This window comes from Microbacterium sp. LS_15 (assembly GCF_041954735.1).
Classification (GTDB): domain Bacteria; phylum Actinomycetota; class Actinomycetes; order Actinomycetales; family Microbacteriaceae; genus Microbacterium.
The window spans coordinates 1-17490 of the sequence record NZ_JAVAYD010000004.1; the positions used below are offsets into that span (position 1 = coordinate 1).

Consider the following 17490-nt stretch of genomic DNA (forward strand, 5'->3'; position numbering starts at 1 on the left):
CCCCAGTCGGACGACCCCGATCACACGTGGGCGGCGCCGGGATCCGGCCCACACGGACCCGCATGATCGCTCTCCTCGACGTGTTCGCCCCGGACGGCGACGAAGCCAGGCGCTGGGCGGAGGAAGAGCTCGCCGACCCACGGTATGCCGACGCCAAGCCGACGTGGTTCGACATGATCTCGCGCGACATCGGACGCTTCCTCGCTGATCTCTTCAGCTCCGACAACGGACAGAACGTCGGGCCGACCGCGCTGATCGTCGTCTGCGTCATCGTCTTCGCCGCCCTCGTAGCCGCGCTCATCATCTGGGGCAGGCCGCGGCGCGGACGCGTCGTGCGGCGTCCGATCACCGGGCTGCTCGGCGCGGACGACGATCGCTCGGCATCCCAGCTGCGAGCGGATGCCGAACGCGCCGCCCGTTCCGGCGACTGGGACGAGGCGACCGTCCTGCGATTCCGTGCGCTGGCCCGCGGCCTCCTCGAGCGCGACCTCATCGACCCCTCACCCGGCGCGACCGCGCAGGCGATCGCCCGCGAGGTCTCACGGGCGTTCCCCGCCGAGGCCGGTGCCGTGCGACGCGCGGCGACCTCGTTCGACGACGTCCGCTACCTGCGGCATCCGGCGACTGCAGAGAGCTACGCCGAGCTCGCGGCCACGGACGACCGACTGCTCGCGCTCCGACCGGAACTGGCGACAGTGTGACGACGGCGACCGAGCTGGAGCTGACGTCGACCGCGGATCGGCCCGATCCGCGACGGCGTCTGAAGGCATTGATCGGGTGGGCGGTCGTCGCGGCGCTCGTCCTTCTCGGGGTCTTCGTCGCGACGCAGGTGGCCACGCAGATGCCCGGTGGCCGCGGTGGACTCGACCCGGAGGGCGTCGGCGATTCCGGGACGCGAGCGCTGGCAGAGCTGCTGCGCGATCAGGGCGTGGAGATCGAGGTGCTGCGCTCGCGCTCCGAGGTGCGTTCCGCGCTCGATGCGGATGCGACTCTCGCGATGGCGAATCCGTACACGCTCACCGACGAGGGCGTCGCCGACCTCATCGAACCGGCCGACCGCGTCGTCTTCCTCTCCGCCAGCACCCACCTCGTCGCCTTCCTCGGTCTGGGCGACAACGCGACCGCCGACTCGACCGAGGTCGAGGCCGACTGCGATGTCCGCGAGTTCGCCCGGGTCGGCAGCATCCGCCCCGACCGCGTGTTCGCCCCGGATCCCGGGGTGCAGGGCTGCTTCGGCACCGAGGACGCCGCCGCCGTGCTCGTCGGAGAGGTCGATGGCCAGAAGCGGACCGTGGTCGAGGGAGCGCGGCTGTTCAGCAACGCGTACCTCGCCGAGAACGGCAATGCGGCTCTCGCACTCGCTCTGCTGGGGCAGACCGACAAGGTCGTCTGGTACGTCCCGAGCTTCACCGACACCGACATCGAGGCGGCCGAGCCGGACACGCTCGGCTCGCTCACCCCGGGGTGGGTGACCCCCGCGATCCTCATGCTCATGCTCGCCGCCCTCGCTGCAGGCCTGTGGCGAGGGCAGCGCTTCGGCCCGCTCGTCGCCGAGACGCTGCCCGTCACGGTGCGAGCCTCGGAGACGATGCTGGGTCGCGCACGCCTCACAGCGAAAGCCGGAGACGCCGCCCACGCCGCCGAGGCGATCCGCGACGGGAGTCGACGGCGGCTCGCCCGCCGGCTGGGACTCGCCGTGCAGGCGAGCGCCGACGAGGTGGCCGACGCCGCATCCGACCGGCTCCGCGTCCCCCGCGGTTCGCTGCAGACACTGCTCGCCGGCCCCCTTCCGACGGATGACGCCGGGCTCGTCGAACTGGCCCGTCGCCTGAGCGAGCTCGAAGACGCCGTCGACGACACCCTCCGAGAGATGCGGAGACCAGAGTGAACGACTTCTCCCCGCCCCCGACCACACCGAATCCGACCGGAAGCCGAGGCCCCAGCGTGACCCCTGAGAACCCCACCGACGCGGACCTGCGTCAGGCGATGCACCGCGTCAGGACCGAGGTCGACAAGGCCGTCGTCGGCCAGGCCGGAACCGTGACCGGCCTCCTGGTCGCCCTCCTCGCCCGCGGACACGTGCTCCTGGAGGGTGTGCCGGGCGTCGCGAAGACCCTGGTCGTGCGGTCCTTCGCCCGCTCACTCGGCCTGGACACCAAGCGGGTGCAGTTCACACCGGATCTCATGCCGGGCGACGTCACGGGCTCGCTCGTGTACGACGCCCGCACCGGGGAGTTCGACTTCCGCGCGGGGCCCGTCTTCACGAACATCCTGCTCGCCGACGAGATCAACCGCACGCCGCCGAAGACGCAGGCGGCGCTTCTCGAGGCGATGGAGGAGCGCCAGGTCTCGGCGGACGGCACGAGCAGGCCGCTGCCCGATCCGTTCCTCGTCGCGGCGACCCAGAACCCGATCGAGCACGAGGGCACGTACTCGCTGCCCGAGGCGCAGCTCGACCGGTTCCTCATGAAGCTGGTCGTCGGGATGCCGGAGCGCGACGCCGAGGTCTCGGTGCTGCGCAAGCACGCGTCCGGCTTCTCGCCGCGGGAGCTGACCGGTGTGGAGGCCGTCGTCGATGCCGCGGTGATCCGCGCGGCGCAGGATGCCGCTGCTCGCGTCGAGGTGACCGATGACGTGCTCGGGTATGTCGTCGACCTCGCGAGGGCCACGCGGCAGTCGCCCTCGGTCGAGTTGGGAGCGAGCCCCCGTGCGTCCACGGGTCTGCTGGCCGCAGCGAAGGCCTGGGCCTGGCTCAACGCATCGTCCGCCGTGACGCCGGACCACATCCAGACGATGCTCGTCCCGGTGTGGCGCCACCGCCTGCAGCTACGACCCGATGCGCAGATGGAGGGCGTGTCCGCCGACGCCGTACTCACCTCCGTGGTGCAGCAGACCAGGGTGCCGATCTAGGTGTTCGTCACCGGTCGTCTCGCACTCGCGGTGGGCGTCGGGATCGTTCCCGTCGTCCTCACGGGTCTCGTGGGGTATCCCGCCTATGCCGCGCTCGGCATCTGGAGCGCGGCGTGCGTTCTGCTCACGGCGCTCGACGTCATGCTGGCTCCCAGCCCGCGTGCGGTCACCGTGACCCGCCGAGTGCCGAACCGCACGCGCATCGGCGAACTCGTGCCGGTCAGCGTGGCGCTGCAGAACACGGGCTCTCGCACCCTGCACGCGCTGATCCGCGACGCCTGGCAGCCCACGGCCGGCGCGGACGGCACCAGGCAGCGCCTCGTGGTCCCGCCCGGCGAGCGACGCCGCGTCGAGATCCCGCTCCTCCCCCGCCGAAGAGGCGAGCTCGTGAGCGAGTTCGTCATGGTGCGCTCGCGCGGACCGCTCGGCCTCGCGGGTCGCCAGGCTCGCCACCGCGTGCGCGGGGCGATCCGCGTGCTGCCGGCGTTCTCCTCCCGCAAGCATCTGCCGTCGCGGCTGGCGCGTCTGCGCGAGCTCGACGGCAACACCAGCATCCAGGTCCGCGGTCAGGGCACCGAGTTCGACTCCCTCCGCGAGTACGTCCGCGGCGATGACGTGCGTTCGATCGACTGGCGCGCCACCGCGCGCGCGGGCACCACCATGCTGCGCACCTGGCGTCCCGAGCGCGACCGCCACGTGGTCATCATCATCGACACCGGACGGACCGCTGCGGCGCGCGTCGGAGACGGCACACGCGTCGACGCCTCGCTGGAGGCCGCGCTGCTGCTCGCCGCCCTCGCGGCGCGGGCAGGCGACCACGTGCACTTGCTCATGTACGACCGTGTGGTGCGGGCCAGGGTCACCGGCGTGGAGGGCGCAGCCCTGCTCCCCGCTCTGACCGATGCGATGGCCCCGGTCCACGCTCGACTCGTCGACACCGACTGGCCGAGCGCGTTCGCCGCGGTGCGCACGCTCACGACGCGCCCCTCGCTCATCGTCGTGCTCACGGCGCAGGATGCCGCGGAATCGGCCAGAGGCTTCCTCGGCGCCTTCCCCGACGCGACCCGCGCCACCTCGATCCTCGTCGGCTCGGTCACGGACGACGGGATCGCCAGCCTCGCCAGACAGCGTGGGAGCCGCGAGGAGGTCTACGTCGCGGCCGCCGCCGAGAAGACGATGCGCGAGGCCGAGAACGTCGCGGACGCGATCCGCAGGGCGGGTGGGGAGGCGATCGCCGCCGACCCGGAGTCCTTGCCGCCGCGTATCGCCGATCGCTACCTCGAGCTCAAGGCCGCGGGTCGGCTCTGACGCGAGACCGAGCGAGCGCGCGAGCCGGCGTCAGCCGGCGACGAGCCGCGGGGTGCCCGCCTCGTACTCGACGAGGTCGCCGGTCTCGCCGCGCAGGTACGCGCGACGGCCGATCACGAGCATGTAGATCAGGAACACCGCGAGCGCTGCGCCCCCGATGCCGATCTTCACCGGCCACGGCAGCGCCCAGCCCGTGACGAACCCCTCGACGAGACCCGCGAGGAACAGGGCGAACACGAGTCCGATCGCGACGGTGGCGAGCGACCGGCCCTCGGCGGCGAGCGACTCGCCGCGCGACCGGTTGCCCGGCGCGACCCATGACCAGAACAGGTGCAGACCGCCGGCTGCGGCGACGAAGATGCAGGTCATCTCGAGCAGACCGTGCGGAAGGATGTACAGCACCATCACATCGGCGCGGCCGTGCGCGGCCATGACCGCGCCGGAGATGCCGAGCCCGATGGCGTTCTGCACCAGGGCGTTCACTGGCCAGATTCCGGTGACCCCGAACAGCACGCACTGCAGCGCGATCCACGCGTTGTTCGTCCACACCATCCCCATGAAGACCGCGGCGGGGTTCTCGGTGTAGTAGCCGGTGAAGCTCTCGTCGGCGTACTGGGCGAGCAGGTCGGGCGGGCCGAGCGTCGCGATCAGTGCGGGATCAGAGGAGATCCAGACGGCGGTCCCGACCACGACGGCGATGAACGCCACGGCGATCACGAGCGTGGTCCACCGCAGGCGGTAGAGGGCGGCGGGCAGCTGCAGCGAGAAGAAGCGCGCGATCTGGGTGAGGATGCTGTCGGAGGCACCCGTCAGGCGCAGCCGGGCCCGCACGAGGATGGTCGAGAGGTACGACCCCTGCGGCGACTCCCCCACCGACGTCTTCAGCTCGGCGAGATCGGCGGATGCCGCTCGGTAGCGCACGATGAGCTCGTCGACGCCCGCTCCGTCCAGGCGCTCGCGGCTCAGCCGGTCGAGCCGCTCCCACTCGGCGCGGCGTGCATCGGTCAGCGCATCGGCATCCACCTGATTTACTGTACTCATGTCCGCGCCGCTCGATACGTCCGACGAGGTGCTCTCCGGTGAGGCCGTCGCGATCGACGTGCAGCCGATCGGCTTCGTGCTGCGTGCCGCCGGCGCCATCATCGACATGCTCGTCAGCCTCGGCGTCTTCCTGCTGTGGATCTTCCTGCGCATCTGGCTGGTCAACGCCGGGATCCTCGACGAGGCCACGGACCGTATCGCGACCGTGAGCGCACTCGTCGTGAGCTTCATCGTCCTGCCGATCACGATGGAGATGGCGCTCAAGGGACGCAGTCTGGGAAAGCTCGCGGTCGGCGGGCGCATCGTGCGCATCGACGGCGGCGCCCCGGGCTTCCGGCACGCGTTCATCCGCGCCCTGCTGGGCGTCCTCGAGATCTACATGACCCTCGGCAGCGTCGCCGTGCTCGCCGGTGCGTTCAGCGCGCGATCGCAACGCCTGGGCGACATGGTCGCCGGGACATACAGCCAGCGCGTGCGCACGCCCAAACTGGTCCCGTCCGTTCCCGTACTGCCGCCGTCTCTCGCGGGGTGGGCGCAGATCGCCGACGTCGCTCGACTGCCGGACCGCCTCGCCCGCCGCATCTCGCAGTTCCTGCAGAGCGCGCCCCGCATGGTCCCCGCTGCGCGGCTCCGCGTGGCGCACGACCTGCTCGCCGAGGCGTCTCCGTTCATCTCACCGCTCCCCCCGGTCTCACCCGAAGAGGTGCTCATCGGCGTCACCGTGCTCCGCCGCGAGCGGGAGCGGCGGGCGCTGGAGAACGCCGACCGCAGGGCCGAGCGTCTGACGGGATGGCGCGTCGGGGTCTAGGCGCGCAGGGCCTCGTGCCGCACCACGAGCCATCCGGCAGGGACCGAGAGGCGGTCGGCGTGCGGGGCGCAGAGGTCGTGGGCGTGCGGGTGGTTCGCGATGCCGAGCGGACCGAGCGCGGCCATCTGGTCGCCGTAGTCGTAGGTGAGCGTCGCCACGGCTTCACGCGCACAGCCGACCTTCGAGCAGAGTCTTCCGTCCATCACCGTCAGGTTACGTCTGGGAGTGGCCGGGGGCTCGACGCCGCGCCGCACTCGGTTCGCCCTAGACTTTCGCTATGCCCCGCAGGTCCCGCATGTCCGCCTCTCCTCGGCGCGGCGCACGTCACGGTCGACACGGTCGCCTCGGTCGCAGCGAGGTCGTCCGCCCGCCGCTTGCTCCCCTCGACGGCCGCATCGACCGGTTCGACCTGACCGTCGGCACTGCCGTGGAGTTCCTCCGCGGCACCTGGCCCGAGCTGCAGGACGTACGCTTCGAGATCGGCGCAATGCCGGCGTTCGACGGCGGCGAGGAGGTGCCCCGGTGGTACCTCGACCGCGAGAACCGCCGGATCGTGCTGTTCCGTCTCCCCATCGAGCGGCTGCTGCCCCCTGGCCACGATGACAACGCGCACCGGCGCATGGCGATCGAGAGCGCGGTGTTCCGTGCCGCGGCCGAGTACGTCGGGCGCGAACCCTGGGACCTCGGCGGCCACGACCACTGACGCGACCACGGACGCGGGGCTTGCGGAGCCCCGCGTCGTCACGGGTAGACGGTGATCGTCTGCTGCGCCCCGGCCTCGGGCCATACGGGCCAGCCGGCGAGCGCACCGGCCGCGGTCATCCGCACGGAGGCGTGGACGGGACCGGAGGTGCTCAGCGAATATGACGTGCGGGGGTCCACCTCGAACGAGGCCGACGATCCGGCGGGCACGGTGACCGTCGACGGCTCGTCGCCCGAAACGGCGATCTCGACGACGGCATCTTCGTCCTCGTCGTTCGCGAGCACGAGGCGTGGTGCGGGGCCCTCGGGGATCGAGACGATGACCTCGTCGTCGAACTCCGGAGCGGGGAGCAGCCATGCGAAGTCCGTCTGCGGCCCGGAGCCGTCCTGCTCGCGGATACCCGCGAGCACGGGCGCCTCCGCCTCGATGTCCACCACGTACTCTCCGACCGGGACAGAGGCCAGAGAGATCTCCGTCGGCTGATCGGCCGCGAGCGTGACGGGGAGCTCCGTGACCGCCGAGGACTCGCCGACCCTCCGCATCGTGACAACGACGTCGGTGTCGACGTCCGGCGACATCAGGCGCAGCACCGCCATCTCGCTGCCGTCGGCAGGCGCCTGGAGCACCTGGACGCCCGGGATCACGGGATGCCGCTGCGGCGCCGACACCGCGTCCTGCAGGTCGACTCCCGCCGGGTCGAGCGTACGGGTGAGCGACGACTGCAGCACAGCGCGCACCGGCGATCCCGTGACCGTCACCTTGACGATCGGGATCTCCGAGCCGCTCGCGATCGACGACAGCGGCAGCGCCGCCTGGGTGCCCGCGGGCACGATGACGGAGGTGGAGGCTCGGACCGTGCCGAAGACCGACAGGGAGACGGTGCTGGGGACGGCGCCGGGGTTGGTGAGGACGACGACGTCCTTCGCGCCGGTCTCGACGGTGCCGCCGACCAGCCAGGACTCACTGCTCGCAGGGCGGCAGGGAGCGGCGGCGAACCCGAAGAGGTCGTCCTCCGCCAGCGCGAAGGATTCGGTTCCGGCGATGAGTGGCGCCCTGCGATCCTGCACCTCGCCGACGAGGCGACGCACCTCCACCGCGCCGACGAGGTCGTCGGCGGTGATCGACGTGGACTCCGGTGTGCCCGCCGTTCCGCCGCTCGCGAAGCGCGGCGATGCCGCCGACACCATCTCGAGCGAGTTCAGAGGGTCACGGCCGAGCGCGCGGAAGTCCCCGTTGCACACCAGCACTGCATCGCCGGGCAACGGGGTGACGTCGGCCTGCGCCGGCTCATGGGCGATCGTGGGCAGGGTGGCTGAGATCGCGAGCACGGTGCCGACCACACAGGCCGCCGCGACGAGAGCGCCGGTGATCACGCGAGCGCTGGTCGCCGCCACGCGGAAGGCACGGTTGCCGGTCATCGCCTGCCCTCCTCGGGGTCGGTGTCGCTCGCGGGACGCGGATCGCGGTCGCTCGGTCGTTCGAGGTCCGTGTCCGTGTCCGTGACGACGTCATCGCGCGGAGCGTCGTCGACGGTGGCACCGGCTGAATCGCTCGGAGCGGCCGGGTCGCCGTCGACGTCGACGGCCGCGTGAGCGCCTGCATCCGCCTCGTCTTCCGCGTCGGTTTGCTCTTCCGCTGTCTGCTCATCGGCCCCGTCACCGGCGATCTGGTCGATGCGCTCGTCGTGCTCGGAGAGCTCGTCGTGCTCGGAAGCCTCCACGTCCTCCGCGTGACGAGGCAGCACCAGTCGCTCCTCGGGCGCGAGCCCGACGATGCGAGGGGTCGCGCGCGCGGCGCGGCGGGAGGCCCGGGTAGGGATCGAGAGGAGCAGGGCGGCGAACAGGAGCACGAGCTGCACCGTGGCGACGAGACGGGCCGTCGCCTCCTGCCCCGTGGAGAGCGTCGCGCGCGGGGCGGCATCCGCTTCGAGCCGGTAGAGGACGCCGCGATCGGTCGTTCCCGCCTGCACGAAACCGGCGCGCTGATCGAGCGCGGTGATCGCCGCAGTCCCGAGCGTCCTGGCTCGGTCGGACTGGTCGTCCGCCACCGAGGCGAGGAGCACGTACGAGATCCCGAGGTCGCCGAGTTGTGCCGCGGCGTCGAAGTCGCGCGCGGAGAGCAGATCGACAGACAGCGTGGTGATGTCGCGGCCGAGGGGCTCGGTCGCGGTGGAGAGCATCGTGGTCTGCGCACCCAGGGTCTCACTGGCGCCCCAGGCCACCTCGGCGGCCAGCCCGCCCTCGTCGCGCGGGGTGAGCACGAGTGTTCCGACCGGGCTGTCCTCACCGGCCTGCGCCGCGACGTAGGCGGGCAGGGTCGATGCGGGTCCGTCGGTGAGCGCCGTGCGGCCCGTGTGGAAGGCGGCGAGAGCCGGCACCGCGCACACGGCGACGGCGAGACCGGCGACAGCCGCGCCGATGACGCGGAGTCGGGGCAGCGAGACCGCGCTGTCGAGCGTCACGAGCGCCGCGCCGAGCACACCGAGCCAGGCGAGGCTCAGACCGTTGCCGGGCCAGATCGCGACGGGAGTGCCCTGGGCGAACGAGACGGCGATGCCGACCGCGAGGAAGGCCGTGGCGAGTCCGCTCGCGGCCACGACCAGGAGGGTGATCCCGACGCGCCAGCGCGGTGAGACCGCCGCGATCAGCGCCAGGAGCGCGAGCGGTGCGGACAGCATCCCGATCCAGGGCGCCAGGCCAGGCCCGAGGATGTCCGCCCAGCCACCGAGGTCCGCGGAGGGGAATCCCGAAGCGAGAGCGAGGCGACCTGCCTGATCGGCGGCGACCTGAGGTCCGGCCCAGATCAGGCCGGGGTCGCCGAGCAGGGCGATGAGGCTCCCGTGACGGAGCTGCCAGACGACCAGGGGTGCGAAGAGCGCTGCGCTGGGCACGAGCACCCACAGCAGGCGGATCGCGCCGCGCACGCGGGCGCCCGCCAGGCTGATGCCGACGGCGATGACCCACAGCAGCAGCAGCGCGGGAACGAGCGAGGGCGCGCAGGCGGTGACTCCCGCGAAGAGGAGGGAGGCGGCTCCGGCGGCTCCCCACGACCGGTGCGACACCACCGCCGCGTGGAAGAGCCAGGGCAGCAGCAGGTGCACGAGCACGCCGGTGGGCCGGCCGTCGACGAGAGCGGCGAGGAAGGTCGGGGCGAGCGCCCACACGATGCCGGCGAGGATGCGGAGGCCCGCGCGATCCGTGACGCGAGTCGCCGCGAACCACGCGCCGAGCACGGCGAGAGGGAGTGCGAGCACCCACAGGAGCACGAGGGCGAAGGATGGGCCGGCCGGCCACAGCGAACCGAGCACCGCGATCACCCCGGCGAAGGGATCGGCAGGCCCCACGACGTCGACGCCGAGACCGCGGATGCCCCAGGCCGCGTCGGCCCAGAGAGCCGCGACCGTCGTGCGCAGGGGCAGCAGCGCGCCTCCACCGAGGACCGGCCACGCGAGCAGGGAGGTGAACGTGGCGACGCTGACCGCCAGGGCCGCGAGAACGGCCCACGCTCCCCCGCCGGAGAAGAAACGCAGCTCGTTGGCGACGCCGCGTTCGCTGCCGTGCCCGTCGTCCAGACGGCGGCGGAGGTCCGCCCGGCTGACACGCAGCGGCGCGATGCTGGACCAGGTGGAGGTGCGGAACTCGCGGATGCGCTGGCGCGAACGCGCCACGGCGCCCACCCTCGCCATCGCGGTCGCCGCCGCTCCCCACTCCGGGGCCACGGCTTCGGGGCGCTTGCCGATGAGATGCGTGATGGAGCGCCACAGCGCGAGAGGCAGCAGCGTGAGCCAGTGCAGCGGGACCACCGCCGCCGGCGCGTAGGCGAGGCGACGGTGCAGCTGCGCGAGCCTCTGCGCGAAGGCTCGCCGGCCTCTACCTGTCGGGAGCGCTGCAGGGCCGTCGGGTGACACCGAGAGACGGGCCGAGGGCGCCAGCACCACCCGGCCGCCGCCGAGGCGAGCGCGGACTCCGAGATCGAGTCCCTCGTCGGCGCCCCCGAGTGCGCGATCCGGACGCAGGGCGTCCCGCACCTGGGAGCGGATGAGCATCCCGCGGATGTCGGCGCCGAGGACGTCGTCCCGGCCGTCGTGCTGTCCCTGATCGAGCTCGCCCGCGGCGAGCTCGACGGAGCGTCCGAGACTCGTCATGCTCACGCCGAGTGAGACGATCTCGCGGTCGTTGTCGGTCTCCACCAGTTTCGGCGCGGCGATGGCGGCGGACGGCGACCGCTCGAGCGTGCCGACGAGTCGCTCCAGAGCCCGCGGGTGCGGGGCGGTGTCGTGCGCGAGGAGCCAGACCGCGCTGCCCTCCGGGATCCGCGGCCTCGCCAGGTCGACCGCATCCGCGAAGGACGTGCTCGTGCGGGCCTCGATGACCCCCTCGACCAGCTCACCGACGGTCGCGCTCTCCCGTGCGGTCGTCGCGTCGCCGCACATCACCAACGTGATCGCCGCCGGCGCGACGGTCTGTGAACGCAGAGCGTCCAGCGTGTGCAGCAGCTGCGCGCGGGCGGACGAACCGGGGCGCGCGACGATGATGGCATGAACTCGGGCTGGCATGACGTCGTCAGCCTATGCGGGCTCGTCACTCGCCGGATGCAGTGCGCGCGGCGTGGCCCGAAGCCCGGTCGTCAGCTCGCGCGACGCTTGAGCTTGCGGCGCTCGCGCTCGGACAGTCCGCCCCAGATGCCGAAGCGCTCGTCGTTGTTGAGCGCGTATTCGAGGCACTCGCCGCGCACGTCGCACGAGGTGCAGATGCGCTTCGCGTCGCGGGTCGATCCGCCCTTCTCGGGGAAGAAGGCCTCCGGATCGGTCTGCGAACACAGAGCATCGGTCTGCCACGCGAGCGCGTTGTCGTCGTCGGCCTCGACCTTGCGCACCCCGGGAACGCCCAGGTTGACCGGGTCGACGAACCAGTTGTCCGGCACGTCCGAACGGTATCCCGTCATCTCGATCTCCAACCCTGTATTCCGCCCCCTCGGCGGGCCGTGCACCACTAATTACACCCGTGTGATTCGCATCGGTCAAGTCGCGGATCGTAAACCCTCAACGATGTCTTGAAGGTTCATCTCGCCCCTTCGGCGTGTCGCTCCGGCGTGTCGCGAGGTCAGCGCGCGTCCGCCGCAGTGCCGGGCGTCGCGATGAACGCCTCTCCGGGGCCGGTCAGGGTCACACGCCCCTCCTCGGCACCGGCGTAGACGACCGTGCCGACGGGCACCGTGCGTCGTCCGCCGTCGGCGCCGGTCACGGCGACATCGCCGGCCGTCGCGAGCACCATCGTCGGGCCGTTCACCGGCACCTCGACGGCATCGCCCGACAGTGTGGCGCGCTGGAGGGCGAAGTCTTCGACCGGCACCTCGTAGGTCGTGAGGGTGCCGCTCGCCGCCGGTCGCAGCACCGGAACCTCCCCGGCCGTCGTGTCGAGGATCGAGAGCAGCTCCTGGACGTCTATGCGCTTGGGCGTCAGCCCCCCGCGCAGCACGTTGTCGCTCGCCGCCATGATCTCGACGCCGAGGCCGGAGATGTAGGCGTGCAGAAGTCCCGCCCGCAGGAAGACGCCCTCGCCCCGGCGCAGCACGACGTGGTTCATGAGGAGCGCGACGACCACGCCCGGGTCGCCGGGGTAGGTCGACGAGATGGCCGACACGGCCCGCAGAGCGTCCGCCCATTCCCCCGTCGCCGACCCGGCCGCCGTGCGCACCGCCGCGATGACGTCGTCGACCTCGCTCTGCGCGTCGCCGGAGAGCAGCCAGCCGATCGTCTCGCGGAGGACGTCGCCCCCGCCGGAGAGATGGTCGACGAGCGAGCCCACGCCCGTGCCGCCGTTCAGCTCGGCGAGCAGCCGCAGGGTGTCGGGCACCTCACGCAGCCCGCTCAGCGACTCGAAGCGATCGCTCAGCGCGACGATGAGCTCCGGCTTGTGGTTGTCGTCGCGGTAGTTGCGCCGCGGGTCGTCCAGTGCGAGCTCGGACTCGCGCTTCCAGCCGGCGCGCGCCTGGGCGATGGTCGGATGCACTTGGATCGACAGCGGCGACGCGGCCGCGAGCAGCTTGAGCAGGTACGGCAGGGAACCACCCGTGACGGAGTCGAGCGTTCCGCCCTCCTCGACGTCGGCGGGGTCCCCGGGGTGGTCCCCGAACCAGACCTCGGCCTCCGGCTGAGCCGCGGGCTCGCGGCCCTCGAGGTCGGCGAGAAGAGTGGTGGATCCCCAGGCGTAGTCGCGGGGCACGTTCGTCAGGCTGAGCAGCATGTGACCAGGGTAGGGCGAGCGGCGTTCGAGGAGCGACTCGATGACACGGCGCCGGAGCGCGCGGGGCATCCGGTCGGCGTCCGGGTGCGCGCTGTAGCCTGATCCCGATGGCGCAGTACACGAAGCATCCGGTCTCCGCTCCGCCCCGCGCACCGGAACGCGAGTCGACGGGGCATCTGCTGCTGCGCGGTTACATCATCCTCGTGCTGTTCGCCACGTTCGCGCACTCGGCGGTCTACAACCTCCTCGGCGAACTGGGCGCAGGCGCCGTCCTCGCGGCATTCGTCATCGTCACGCTCGCGATCGGCATCCCGATGGTGTCGCGCCGCCGCCCGCAGGCGTTCGCCTGGCGCCGTCTGCCGTGGGCCGCGACGGCCTATACGGTGCTCGCTCTCGTGTCCGTGGCGTGGTCGCAGTGGCGCGGTGCCACCCTCCTCACGTGGGCTCTGCTCGCCGGAGTCACGGTGAACGCCCTCTTCATCGTGCACGTGCTGAGCTGGAGCGAGATCGTGCGCGCCCTCGCATCCGCGTTCAAGTGGATCCTCGGACTGTCTCTCGCGATCGAGCTGTGGGTCGCTCTCGTCGTGCACGGGCCCATCCTGCCGAACTTCTTCGTCCGGCCGGACGGCGAGGTGAACGCGCACTGGTACTGGGTCCGCGGCAACCTGTTCGACGGAGAGCGCATCCAGGGCATCGTCGGCAACTCGAATCTGCTGGCGATCATCAGCCTGTTCGCCCTCATCACCTTCGGGATCCGGTTCGCGGCGCGAGCCAGGTGGCGCACGACGCTCGCCCTCTGGTCGCTGCTCGCGGCGTACTTCCTCGTCAGAGCAGGATCGGCGACCGCGTACGCCTGCGCCGCGGCGGCCCTCGTCGTCCTCGTGGTCGCGTTGCTCATGCGTCGCACCACGACCCCCGGAGCACGCACCCGCCTCTACGTCATCTTCATCGGCGGCGCCGTCGTGCTCGCGGGCGCCGTCTGGCTGCTCCGCGGTCCGCTGCTCTCGGTGCTCGGTCGGAGCGCCGACCTCACCGGCCGCTCCGACAAGATCTGGGAGAAGGTGCTCGAGCGGATCTCGCAGCATCCGCTCTTCGGCAACGGCTTCTCCAGCCCGTGGGTGCCGTTCGACCCGGCGTTCGACGAGTGGATCGTCGACCACGGGATCACGGTCTTCCACGCGCACAACATGTGGCTCGACGTCCTCATGCAGCTCGGCGTGCTCGGTCTGGTTCTGATGACCCTCGCCTATCTGAGCCTGCTCTGGCGCTCCTGGTTCTTCGCGGTCGACCGTCCGCGCTGGGACCTCACGGCCGATCGCGAGTACTCGCCGCTCACCCTGCTCCCCAGCCTCTTCACCGTCGTGCTGCTCGTGCAGGGCCTCACCGAGTCCACGCCGATCATGCTCTGGGGCTGGATGCTGCTGGTGATGCTCAGCTTCAAGATCAAATCCGTCCCGCTCGTCGGCGTCGGCGAACGCGACCGCGTGATCGAGCGCGGCGAGAGAGCACGGCGGGTTCCGTGACGCCCGAACGGCGTCTCGCCGACCTGCTCGGATCCGCGGAGTTCGCCAGGGCGTTCACGATCGCGGTTCTCGCCGCGGTGTTCGGTTCGTTCACGATCGAACGCCTCACATCGACGGTGACGCTGGCGACCGTCATCGCCGTGCTGTGCGGCGTGGGAGCGAGCGTGCTCTGGGTCCGGCGCGCGGAGCTCTCCCCTCTGCGCCTGGCCCCGTCGTCGCTCGTCGCCTTCCTCGCGTGGGCGCTGGTGAGTCTGGTCTGGACCGCTGACAGGTCCGACACCGCCTTCGGCTGGATGGCCCTCGTCGGCTTCGCCTTCCTCGCGATCGCGGTCGGGCACGTGCGCGACACCCTCCAGACTGTCCGAGCCCTCGGCGACACGCTGCGCATCCTGCTGGTGCTGTCGCTCGCGATGGAGATCCTCTCCGGGATCCTGCTCGACATGCCGTTCGGATTCCTCGGCATCCAGGGGAACCTCGCCCTCGGCGGTCCTGTGCAGGGCCTGTTCGGCAGCCGCAACATGCTCGGTTTCGTCGCCGTCATCGCGCTCATCACCTTCGTGATCGAGTGGCGCTCCCAGTCCGTCACCGCCCCGCTCGCTATCCCGTCGATCGCGCTCGCGGCACTGCTCGCCTTCCTGTCGTCCTCCCCCACCGTGATCGTCCTCGCCGTGGCCGTCGGGGTGAGCACGGTCGCGCTCATGATCGTGCGTCACACGCCGCGCGAGCGCCGCGGCGTGGTGCAGTGGGTGCTCAGCGTGCTCGTCGTCATCGCCCTCGTCGCGGCCTTCATCCTGCGGCACGCGATCATCCGGCTGCTCGACGCCGGGTCGGATTTCTCGATCCGCGCGACCCTGTGGAACACGATCCTCGACTTCGTCTCGCTCAAGCCGATCCAGGGCTGGGGCTGGTTCGGCCCCTGGTCGCGGGGGGAGTTCCCCTTCACGTATATCAACTTCCTCCTCGACGACCGGCATCAGAGCGCGCTGAACTCCTACTTCGACGTGATGCTGCAGCTCGGCTGGGCGGGCCTCGTGCTCTTCCTGCTGCTCGGCGGCGTCGCGATGGTCCGCTCCTGGCTGGTCGCCAGCGCGCGCCGCTCCGTCGTCTACGCGTGGACGCCGCTCATGCTGGTGACCCTCGCCGTCGACTCGATGTTCGAGAGCTTTACCCTCGAAGGCGCCGGGTGGTTCCTGCTCGTGCTCTGCGCGCTGCGCGCCGGTCAGTCGCGGTCGTGGCGCGAGAACATCGACGCAGCCCACACGGGCGCGATCCCCACGCTGCATCCCGAGCGGTAGCCGCGTGCGGCGCCCTCGGGGGAATCCTCGTCTCGCCCGGGTAGGCTGGGGTCTGCTCGCGGCGTCCTGCGAGACCACACCCTCCCGGAGATCCCACTCGTGACACACGTCCCCTTCGACCCGGCGTCCGCCACGATCGTCATCGTCACCTACAACCGATCGCACCTCCTCACCGGACTCCTCGAGAGCATCACGGCGATGGACCCCAAGCCCGGGCACGTCGTGATCATCGACAACGCGTCCTCCGACGACACGACCGAGGTCGTCGAGTCGTTCCGTCCGCGCCTCGGGACCGAGGTCGTGTACCGCCGTCTCGAGACGAACACGGGCGGCTCCGGCGGGTTCAGCGAGGGCATGCGCACCGCGTACGAGCTCGGCTCCGAGTGGATCTGGATGATGGACGACGACGTCGAGGTCATGACGGACGGACTCGCCAAGATGGGCAAGTGGGCGCCCCGTTTCAAGAGCATCCAGGGTCGCCGATACGACTACGACGGCAGCGAGTTCTACTGGCAGTACCGCATCGCGGAGCGCATGGGCATCCCGATCCCGTTCGCGCCGTCGGGCTTCGACGCCTCCGGGTTCAAGGAGATGAACAGCGGATGCTTCGAGGGGATGTTCATCCACCGCTCGATCGTCACGCAGATCGGGCTCCCCGACCCCCGTTTCTTCATCTACTGGGACGACCAGATGTACGGCTGGCTGGCCTCACGCAAGACCACGGCCGTGATCGTCGACGAATTCGTGCTGCGACGCACCCGTGAGATCAAGCAGTGGGACATGGGCATCCGCCACATGAACGCGTCGAGCAACGCCTACCGGTTCTACATCATGCGCAACCGCGCGTACCTCAAGCAGTACTACCGCGTGCACGACAACTACAACCCCGTGCTCTTCGGCCTGGGCACCGCCATGACCTTCGCCAAGGAGCTCATCCGCCTGTTCTTCGTCGAGCGCACCGTGCGCGGTACGAGCAACCTGTTTCGCGGGCTCAAGGAGGGCGGCCGGCTCGGGCGCGACCGCTCGTGGAAGCCGATGCCCCCTCTGGAGGACTGAGCATGAGCGACGAGCAGCAGCCGGACCTGCAATGGGGTCCCCTCGAGCAGAGGCCGCAGCGCCGCGGGCGGGTGTGGGTGATCGTCGGTGCCGCCGTCGCGGCTCTCGTGCTCGTCGGCGCGTTGCTCTTCTTCCTGCTGCCGCGGGGCGAGGACAGCCCGAGGCCGGAGGTGAGCACCACGCCGTCGCCCTCCGCGAGCGTCACCGAGGAGCCGACGCCTGGGTCCACCGCAGGGCCCGAGCCGAGCATGACACCCGTCACCACTCCCCCGCCCGTGCCGGATCCGTCCGTCGATGCTTTCCGCGATCAGGTCAGAGGGTGGCTCGATGACGCGCTGACCGGCATCGACATCGTCTCAGCATCCAGCGGTCAAGAGGCCCTCGGCGTCGTCGAGACCCTCGAAGACGATGTGCAGCGGCTCTCGGAGACTCCTGCTCCGTCCTCGATCCAATCGGAGTGGTCAGAGGCGCTGGGCGATTACGCGGAATCGCTCACCGCTCTTCGAGCGGTTGTGTCCGACGGTTCCGGCACTGCAGCCTCCGTCGAGTCGGCGCGTGCTTCCGCTGAAAAGCTCCGCGCTGTCGTGGGGCTGTGACGCCC

The 17490-nt window shown here is 71.0% G+C and carries 16 protein-coding genes; 10 read left to right on the forward strand and 6 right to left on the reverse strand.

Annotated elements, in window-relative coordinates:
- Positions 1–62: 62 nt before the first annotated feature.
- The 4 genes from RAC69_RS07160 to RAC69_RS07175 are packed head-to-tail and all read left to right on the forward strand — an operon-like array spanning position 63 to position 4218.
- Positions 63–701, forward strand: a complete 639-nt coding sequence (locus tag RAC69_RS07160) for a DUF4129 domain-containing protein (protein ID WP_375086140.1) — start codon at positions 63–65, stop codon at positions 699–701.
- Positions 698–1888, forward strand: a complete 1191-nt coding sequence (locus RAC69_RS07165) for a DUF4350 domain-containing protein (RefSeq protein WP_375086142.1) — start codon at positions 698–700, stop codon at positions 1886–1888. Before RAC69_RS07160 ends, RAC69_RS07165 begins: the two co-directional genes overlap by 4 nt.
- A 56-nt stretch (positions 1889–1944) precedes the next feature.
- Entirely contained in the window at positions 1945–2910 is a 966-nt protein-coding gene (locus tag RAC69_RS07170; protein WP_375086143.1) for an AAA family ATPase, read from the forward strand.
- Complete coding sequence (locus RAC69_RS07175; protein WP_375086144.1) at positions 2911–4218, forward strand: DUF58 domain-containing protein; 1308 nt, start codon at positions 2911–2913, stop codon at positions 4216–4218.
- A gap of 30 nt (positions 4219–4248) precedes the next feature.
- Here the strand turns inward: RAC69_RS07175 and RAC69_RS07180 are convergent, their stop codons facing one another.
- Positions 4249–5241 carry a stage II sporulation protein M gene (locus tag RAC69_RS07180; protein WP_375086391.1) on the reverse strand — a complete coding sequence of 331 codons (993 nt, stop codon included), beginning with the start codon at positions 5239–5241 and terminating at the stop codon, positions 4249–4251.
- 16 nt (positions 5242–5257) lie between these two features.
- Here RAC69_RS07180 and RAC69_RS07185 point away from each other — a divergent pair, with 16 nt between their 5' ends.
- Entirely contained in the window at positions 5258–6067 is an 810-nt protein-coding gene (locus RAC69_RS07185) for an RDD family protein (protein WP_375086146.1), read from the forward strand.
- Here the strand turns inward: RAC69_RS07185 and RAC69_RS07190 are convergent.
- A complete protein-coding gene (locus RAC69_RS07190; protein ID WP_096714759.1) occupies positions 6064–6270 on the reverse strand; it encodes a DUF3499 family protein in 207 nt (68 codons plus the stop codon). The two genes, RAC69_RS07185 and RAC69_RS07190, sit on opposite strands and share 4 nt — an antisense overlap.
- Before the next feature lie 74 nt (positions 6271–6344).
- On the opposite strand from RAC69_RS07190, the gene RAC69_RS07195 reads away from it, so the two are divergent.
- On the forward strand, positions 6345–6770 hold the full coding sequence (locus tag RAC69_RS07195; RefSeq protein WP_341934929.1) for a hypothetical protein: 426 nt from the start codon (positions 6345–6347) through the stop codon (positions 6768–6770).
- Between the two features lie 38 nt (positions 6771–6808).
- On the opposite strand, the gene RAC69_RS07200 is transcribed toward RAC69_RS07195, so the two are convergent.
- The 4 genes from RAC69_RS07200 to manA form a co-directional block, all read right to left on the reverse strand.
- On the reverse strand, positions 6809–8188 hold the full coding sequence (locus RAC69_RS07200; protein ID WP_375086148.1) for a DUF5719 family protein: 1380 nt from the start codon (positions 8186–8188) through the stop codon (positions 6809–6811).
- Positions 8185–11325 carry a glycosyltransferase gene (locus RAC69_RS07205; protein ID WP_375086150.1) on the reverse strand — a complete coding sequence of 1047 codons (3141 nt, stop codon included), beginning with the start codon at positions 11323–11325 and terminating at the stop codon, positions 8185–8187. The genes RAC69_RS07200 and RAC69_RS07205 overlap by 4 nt, the downstream gene beginning before the upstream one ends.
- Before the next feature lie 71 nt (positions 11326–11396).
- Positions 11397–11714, reverse strand: coding sequence for a WhiB family transcriptional regulator (locus RAC69_RS07210; protein WP_144877231.1), 318 nt, complete (start codon positions 11712–11714; stop codon positions 11397–11399).
- A gap of 158 nt (positions 11715–11872) precedes the next feature.
- Positions 11873–13015 carry a mannose-6-phosphate isomerase, class I gene (gene manA / locus RAC69_RS07215; protein WP_375086153.1) on the reverse strand — a complete coding sequence of 381 codons (1143 nt, stop codon included), beginning with the start codon at positions 13013–13015 and terminating at the stop codon, positions 11873–11875.
- Positions 13016–13122: 107 nt separating this feature from the next.
- Between manA and RAC69_RS07220 the strand changes: the two genes are divergently transcribed.
- The 4 genes from RAC69_RS07220 to RAC69_RS07235 all read left to right on the forward strand — a co-directional run bounded on the left by RAC69_RS07220 (position 13123) and on the right by RAC69_RS07235 (position 17485).
- Positions 13123–14538 carry an O-antigen ligase family protein gene (locus RAC69_RS07220; protein ID WP_375086155.1) on the forward strand — a complete coding sequence of 472 codons (1416 nt, stop codon included), beginning with the start codon at positions 13123–13125 and terminating at the stop codon, positions 14536–14538.
- Positions 14535–15833, forward strand: coding sequence for an O-antigen ligase family protein (locus tag RAC69_RS07225; RefSeq protein ID WP_375086156.1), 1299 nt, complete (start codon positions 14535–14537; stop codon positions 15831–15833). Before RAC69_RS07220 ends, RAC69_RS07225 begins: the two co-directional genes overlap by 4 nt.
- Positions 15834–15932: 99 nt before the next feature.
- The gene (locus tag RAC69_RS07230; RefSeq protein WP_375086158.1) at positions 15933–16889 is read left to right on the forward strand and encodes a glycosyltransferase family 2 protein; all 957 of its coding nucleotides are present in this window, start codon (positions 15933–15935) and stop codon (positions 16887–16889) included.
- 2 nt (positions 16890–16891) lie between these two features.
- A complete protein-coding gene (locus RAC69_RS07235) occupies positions 16892–17485 on the forward strand; it encodes a hypothetical protein (protein ID WP_375086160.1) in 594 nt (197 codons plus the stop codon).
- The last annotated feature ends 5 nt before the right edge of the window (positions 17486–17490 follow it).

Coding starts and splice junctions, on each gene's coding strand:
- RAC69_RS07160 (WP_375086140.1), top strand. CDS start 63: ATGATCGCTCTCCTCGACGTGTTCGCCCCGGACGGCGACGAAGCCAGG.
- manA (WP_375086153.1), bottom strand. CDS start 13,015: ATGCTGCTCAGCCTGACGAACGTGCCCCGCGACTACGCCTGGGGATCC.
- RAC69_RS07205 (WP_375086150.1), bottom strand. CDS start 11,325: ATGCCAGCCCGAGTTCATGCCATCATCGTCGCGCGCCCCGGTTCGTCC.
- RAC69_RS07220 (WP_375086155.1), top strand. CDS start 13,123: ATGGCGCAGTACACGAAGCATCCGGTCTCCGCTCCGCCCCGCGCACCG.
- RAC69_RS07235 (WP_375086160.1), top strand. CDS start 16,892: ATGAGCGACGAGCAGCAGCCGGACCTGCAATGGGGTCCCCTCGAGCAG.
- RAC69_RS07195 (WP_341934929.1), top strand. CDS start 6,345: ATGCCCCGCAGGTCCCGCATGTCCGCCTCTCCTCGGCGCGGCGCACGT.
- RAC69_RS07200 (WP_375086148.1), bottom strand. CDS start 8,188: ATGACCGGCAACCGTGCCTTCCGCGTGGCGGCGACCAGCGCTCGCGTG.
- RAC69_RS07190 (WP_096714759.1), bottom strand. CDS start 6,270: ATGGACGGAAGACTCTGCTCGAAGGTCGGCTGTGCGCGTGAAGCCGTG.
- RAC69_RS07185 (WP_375086146.1), top strand. CDS start 5,258: ATGTCCGCGCCGCTCGATACGTCCGACGAGGTGCTCTCCGGTGAGGCC.
- RAC69_RS07210 (WP_144877231.1), bottom strand. CDS start 11,714: ATGACGGGATACCGTTCGGACGTGCCGGACAACTGGTTCGTCGACCCG.